Annotated in this window: 5 protein-coding genes and 1 other RNA gene; all 6 read right to left on the reverse strand. The window is 46.8% G+C overall.

Annotated elements, in window-relative coordinates; translation table 11 throughout:
* Positions 1 to 300 precede the first annotated feature (300 nt).
* Positions 301 to 652, reverse strand: a transfer-messenger RNA (tmRNA) gene (gene ssrA / locus AAV90_RS14470).
* A 93-nt stretch (positions 653 to 745) separates the two neighbouring features.
* Entirely contained in the window at positions 746 to 1,219 is a 474-nt protein-coding gene (gene smpB / locus AAV90_RS08610; protein WP_046497805.1) for an SsrA-binding protein SmpB, read from the reverse strand.
* A 199-nt stretch (positions 1,220 to 1,418) separates the two neighbouring features.
* Positions 1,419 to 3,533: a ribonuclease R gene (rnr, locus tag AAV90_RS08615; protein ID WP_046497807.1), complete on the reverse strand. Its 2,115-nt coding sequence runs from the start codon at positions 3,531 to 3,533 to the stop codon at positions 1,419 to 1,421.
* Between the two features lie 175 nt (positions 3,534 to 3,708).
* Positions 3,709 to 4,260, reverse strand: a complete 552-nt coding sequence (locus tag AAV90_RS08620) for an HD domain-containing protein (RefSeq protein ID WP_046497809.1) — start codon at positions 4,258 to 4,260, stop codon at positions 3,709 to 3,711.
* Positions 4,261 to 4,306: 46 nt separating this feature from the next.
* Positions 4,307 to 5,089 (reverse strand): alpha/beta hydrolase, encoded by a 783-nt coding sequence (locus tag AAV90_RS14120; RefSeq protein ID WP_157609527.1) that lies wholly within the window; start codon positions 5,087 to 5,089, stop codon positions 4,307 to 4,309.
* Positions 5,090 to 5,456: 367 nt separating this feature from the next.
* Positions 5,457 to 6,000, reverse strand: a 544-nt coding sequence (locus AAV90_RS08630) for a thiolase family protein (protein ID WP_046497810.1), incomplete at its 5' end; no start/stop codon positions are given.

Consider the following 6,000-nt stretch of genomic DNA (forward strand, 5'->3'; position numbering starts at 1 on the left):
TGCCAAAGCCGCAAAGTGGCGTTTTCTTCCATTTTAAGAGAACATCTCGCCCATTCGCCAGATAGATACAGGTTGTGGGGCTGATGTGATGTAATGTGATGTGTACCCCAAACCTTTCAACGATTCCTAAACCTTTTAACGATTCCCCTTTTCCCCCATAAAGGGGGTGTGCATCTTTTAACGAAAGTGTGCCAAAAACAAAAAACACCGTCCGCAAACGGTGCTTTATCTTATCGCAAATTTTACGCAAACCCCGCTAATACTGGGATTTTACATTGTATCAATCTTTGCGTACTTATTTGGTGGAGGCGGGGGGAGTCGAACCCCCGTCCGAAAGTAAGACCAGCCCAGTCTCTCCGAGCGCAGTGCGTGTTTTGATTTTCGCCAGCCGGGCGCCCACGAACAGGCTCCCTTCGGCTATCCCCGATTAATTTCCCCATTAACCCCTCGAGAAAAAAGGCTTATGGGTACCCTAACTAAGTGACGCCCTGCACCAGGCCGTTAGGAAACCTGGCCGGACGAGCCGCATTAAGCGGCTAGTGCAAAATTATCTTCTGCAGTTAATTTGATTTTTTCACCTTTTTAACGAGCTGGCGACAACTCGGCTCGCTACTCGACCCATCCTAGCCCCCGTCGAAACCTTTACGCCCCCTAAATATAAATGATTAACTGCCATACTATAATAATACCATTAGCTGGCTTTGTCAGCAGGTATTTATTTATTGCGCAGCCTTTTTTACTCAGTTTAAAATGCTTGGTTGCGGCTCTTTATGGCTCTTTCTATATCTCTTTTGGCATCGCGGTTGGCAATGTCTTCACGTTTATCGTAGTTTTTCTTGCCGACCGCCACCGCCAGATCCATTTTAGCCAGGCCGTTTTTGAAATATATCCTGAGCGGAATCAGGGTATAGCCGGATTCCTTCTGTATTCCCAGGAGTTTATTGATTTCGCTTTTATGCAGCAAGAGTTTCTTGGGCCTTAGTGGTTCATGGTTAAAGCGGTTGCCCTGCTCATAGGGGCTGATATGGAAGTTGTTTACCCACACTTCCCCTCCTTTGACCACGGCATAGGCGTCTTTTAAATTGGCTTTGCCGGCTCGCAGAGACTTTACCTCTGTGCCGACCAGAACCATGCCGGCTTCATAAACGTCTTTTATATGATAATCATGTCTGGCCCGGCGGTTGTCCACTACCGGTTTGATCCCTGCTTTTTTGCCCATTTAACCACCTCAACGCAGTAGTCATTGACCACCAATAGAAGCTGAAAAAAATAATACGCTTTAGTGAAAGAAACCCTCGCCTCGGGTATAAATATTACTCCAAAGCCAGGGTGTATCTTCATTTGCAACGGTCTTCATTATAGAACAGTTCCAGTTATTTGTCAAATGTCTGTCTATAAGACCTTCCTTGTACCTCTGTTCAGGCTAGTTCGAAGTCGATTTTGGCGCTGTCTACATCGACACTGACCAACTGCACCCGGACTTCAGCGCCTATGGAGTACTTTTTGCCGGTATGGATGCCAACCAGTGTGTAATTGCGATCATTGAATTCGTAATAATCATCGGCAATGGTGGAAATATGCACCAGCCCTTCCACGGTATTGGGCAATTGCACGAAGAATCCAAAGGACTGCACCGAGGAGATGCGAGCCACAAACTCATCACCTAAAAACTGCTGCATATATTGGGCTTTCTTAATGTCTAGCAATTCCCTTTCAGCCTCTTCGGCTTTTGTCTCTTGCAGACTGGATTGTTCTCCATATTTGTTCATACGGCTTTCCAGAGCCGCTTTTTTCTTAGCGTTCATTTTGTCGTCTAGCATCAACGATAAAACCCGATGAACGATCAGATCGGGATAGCGACGAATGGGACTGGTGAAATGGCAATAGTATTTGGAAGCCAGTCCGAAGTGACCCAGGGCCTGGGGAACATAACGGGCATGTTTCATGGAGCGCAATACCAGCAAGGAAATAGTATTCTCCTGCGGGGTGCCCTTAATATCTCTTAAAATCTTTTGAAATACATAAGGCTCGATCTTGTTTTCCTGAATCTTATGACCAAACACTGCCAGCACTTGGTTTAATCTAGCCAGTGCGTCTCCTTCCGGTTTTTCATGCACCCGGTAGAGAGTCGGCATTTCCTGCCAGTACATATATTCTGCCACAACTTCGTTGGCCTTGATCATAAAGTCTTCTATCAGCATTTCGCCGGCGCCGCGTTTAACAGGCAGGATGTCAATTGGAAAACCTGTCTCATCTACCCTGACTTTGCTTTCAGGAAAGTCAAAGTCCAAGGCTCCACGGCTGGTTCGCTCCCGGCGGATAATGTCGGACAGCTCCTTCATGAGTAAAAAATCATCCACCAGATTGCTGTAGCATGATTTGGTTTCGGGATCATGGTCGGTTATAATCTTGTTTACTGCCGTATAGGTCATGCGCTCTTTTACCCGAATAACGGATTTAAATATATCATGTTTTTGTACTTTGCCCTTATGGTCAATTTCCATTAGACAGGTAATGGCTAGTCGATCCTGGCGGGCGTTCAGACTGCAGATACCGTTTGATAATTCCGGTGGCAGCATGGGCAGAACCTTGTCAATTAAATAAACCGAGGTGCCGCGCGCAAAGGCTTCCTTGTCAAGCTTGCTGTCCTCGCGCACATAATGTGAGACATCGGCAATATGCACTCCCAGACGATATCCGCCAGGCGTTTTTTCTATCGAGATTGCATCATCCAGATCTTTGGCATCTTCGCCATCTATTGTAACCGTGCGCAGATCGCGCAGGTCGCGGCGTCGGGATATTTCTTGCGAACTTACTGGTATCGTAACCTTTTGGGCTTCAGCTATGACGGGCGGGGGGAATTCCTCCCGCAGGGCATGTTTTTTAATCACAATCTGCATATCTACTCCCGGCTGCCCCTGGCGGCCAAAGATTTCCACGATAGTTCCTTCGGGATATTTGTTCTTATCTGGCCACCCGGTGATTTTTACCAGGACTTTATCTCCTTTTTTTACGGGCAGATTTTTCCGGGGTTTTACGTTTACCGGATATATCTGCCGAGGATCATCGGGGATAACCTGCAGGATATGACGTCCTTTCTGAATCGTTCCTACCAGTTCTTGATTAGCGCGCTCAATCGCTCTGATTACTTCTCCTTCCGGACGCTGATCAGCAGCGGCCCGTTCCTGTATGCGCACCATAACTCGATCCCCATGCATGGCGCCATTTAGATTGCGTCCGTAGACAAATATTTCCTGCGCACCCGGCTGGTCGGGCACTAATATGCCGTAGCCACGCTGGCTAAGCCTAATAATTCCCCGATAGATATTCATCATCTCGGGCAAACCGTACTTATCCCGCCGGGTTCTGACGATTTCGCCCTCTTTTTCCAGCTTGCCTATTATGGCACTGAATTTACCTTTTGCTTCATCTGGCAATTCCAGTGCTTCCAGAAGATCCTGATAGGACAAGGGACGATAGCTTGCCTGCCGCATAAAGGTAAGTATGTGTTCAGGCGTAATGTTATATTCCATTCGTTAAATCTTTCCTTTAATTAAATTCCTATACCTACCCGGCACTCATTTTAACCGTAAGCCGGGTTGATCGTAAATTGCTTCGGCTGTGTAGCGAGTCGATTCTCTTTAGGTTGCCGCGCAAATCCGTTTTTATTCCTCCTTATAATCTTCCCCGCAAAGCTAATTTTAAATCCTACAGCCCAATCTCGGCGGCTATTTTCTGCATGCTTTTTAGGGCAATTTCCAGATAATCGTCCAGTTCCAATCCTATCTCTGCACAACTTCGCATCTGTTCGCGGCTGGCTCCCCGGGCAAAGGCGGTTTCCTTGAATCTTTTTTTCAGCGATTTTAACTGCACTTCGGCCAGACTCTTGTCGGGCCTTACCAATGCGGCCGCCGTAATAAATCCGCTGACCGGATCAGCTGCCCAGAGGGCCTTGTCCAAAAGGCTTTTTCTTTCCAAGCCGTGTATATCATTATGGGCTTTAACCGCATAAACGATCTCTGGATCAATCCCCTGTTCCGTAAGAATATCTGCGCCTACGAGGGAATGCCGGGCAGGGTCATCACCGGTTACGTCATAATCGATATCATGCAGCAGCCCGGCCAGCCCGTACGTTTCCACATCTTCATGCAGGTATTCAGCCAGGCCGCGCATGATCGCTTCCACTGCCAGTGAGTGGTTAAGCAGATTCTCATTTTTTAAATGTTCTTTCAGTAAGTTTAAGGCTTTTTCTCGGTTCATAAATATGTTCCTCCCTGATTAGGTTTCTTATAGATGGGGAATTCCCTTATAAATTCCCTTTCGGATCAGCCGCCATAAAGGTGACGATCTCCTGGGCGATACGCTCTTTCTCCGGCCCCATACTGGCAATATGAGCTGACATACCTAACTCCAGCAAACTTGACCCCGCTGCCTGGGTCTTCTTATGGAGATATCTGCCGCTGCGTATATCTACTGATTCATCAAGTCTGGATTGCACAACCAGCAAAGGGATCTTAAGACCTGATATTTCTTGCATTATTATTTTTCTTAATTCCATCAAACTTTGATATGCTTTAACCGGCATGACCCGATAAGCGAAACGACCGGCTTTTTCCAGTTCCCGCATTTCCTCATCAACCTGCTTGGGAAAATACGGTTTTATATATTTAAGTAGCGGAGCGCATCTGGTTAATAGCGGCTTGCGGTTATAGATCGGAGCATTTATAGCAATTACGCCTTTTATGCCCTTTAGTTTGAGCCCGGCATACATTGCCAACAGAGCTCCCAGTGATAGTCCCCCCACATAAACATGCTCGTAGCTGGCTAAAAAATAATCCAGCTCAATTTCAACCGCCCGGTACCAATCCTCCCAGGTACAACGATTAAGAAAGCGCGGGTCTGAGCCGTGTCCAGGTAAGAGGATTCCGCTGACCGTACTAAAATTAGCGGCATGAACCAGGTCGGCCACCGGATACACTTCCGTTGGTGAAGCCGTAAAACCATGCAGCAACAGCAAAGCTGAATCTGTTTCGCCTCTTATAAAAAATGGTTCGGCCGCCGGGTGAACATAAATCATTTCTAACCTCATCGAACAGGGTAATTTAATGAGCCTGGATATTACTTAATTATACCAAAAAATTATCCAAATATAATGATTCAGGTGTATAAGCATAATAATAGGCCAATATTAAATCATTTGCCGCCCATGCCCGCAGGGTGCAACCTTAGCAGTTACCGCTAGGTAACATATGGAGTGCCCGAAGGGTACGGCCACCTGAAAATAATGGCGTGAAACGGTTGGGGAAGCTTGCTCTCCTTCGGAAGCTAAAGCATCCGCTACGGTGGTTGAGTAATAATATAGCTGCGAAAATCCGCGTGATTCGCGTCTATACATGTTTTTTCTAATTAAAAAGAAAAAGGCATGGTCAAAGACCATGCCTTTTTTAACGTAAGTTTTAGTCGCAGAGTTGGAAGATTCCGGCTGCGCCTTGGCCGCCGCCGATACACATGGAGACCATGCCGTATTTTACTTTACGTCTTTCCATTTCGTGCATCAGGGTTACGGTCAGCTTGGCTCCGGTACATCCCAGCGGATGACCGATTGCTATTGCTCCGCCGTTTACGTTTACGATATCAGGATTGATACCTAATTCTCTAATGCAATAGATGGACTGGGAAGCAAATGCTTCGTTCAGCTCGATTAAGCCGATGTCTTCTAATTTAAGACCTGTACGTTTTAATACCTTGGGTATCGCATATACTGGGCCTACACCCATTTCATCTGGATTACATCCGGCTACAGCATAGCCAACATATTTCAGACGGGGTTTGCAGCCTAATTCTTTAGCTTTTTCCGGGGTCATCATGATCAATGCCGCTGAACCATCGGTGGTCTGGGATGAGTTTGCCGCAGTTACGTTGCCGGTCGGTGAGAATGCCGGTCTTAACTTGGAAACCGATTCCATGGATACATCGGCTCTGGCTCCTTCATCATAATCA

The sequence above is a fragment of the Syntrophomonas zehnderi OL-4 genome (assembly GCF_000983115.1).
GTDB lineage: Bacteria > Bacillota > Syntrophomonadia > Syntrophomonadales > Syntrophomonadaceae > Syntrophomonas_B > Syntrophomonas_B zehnderi.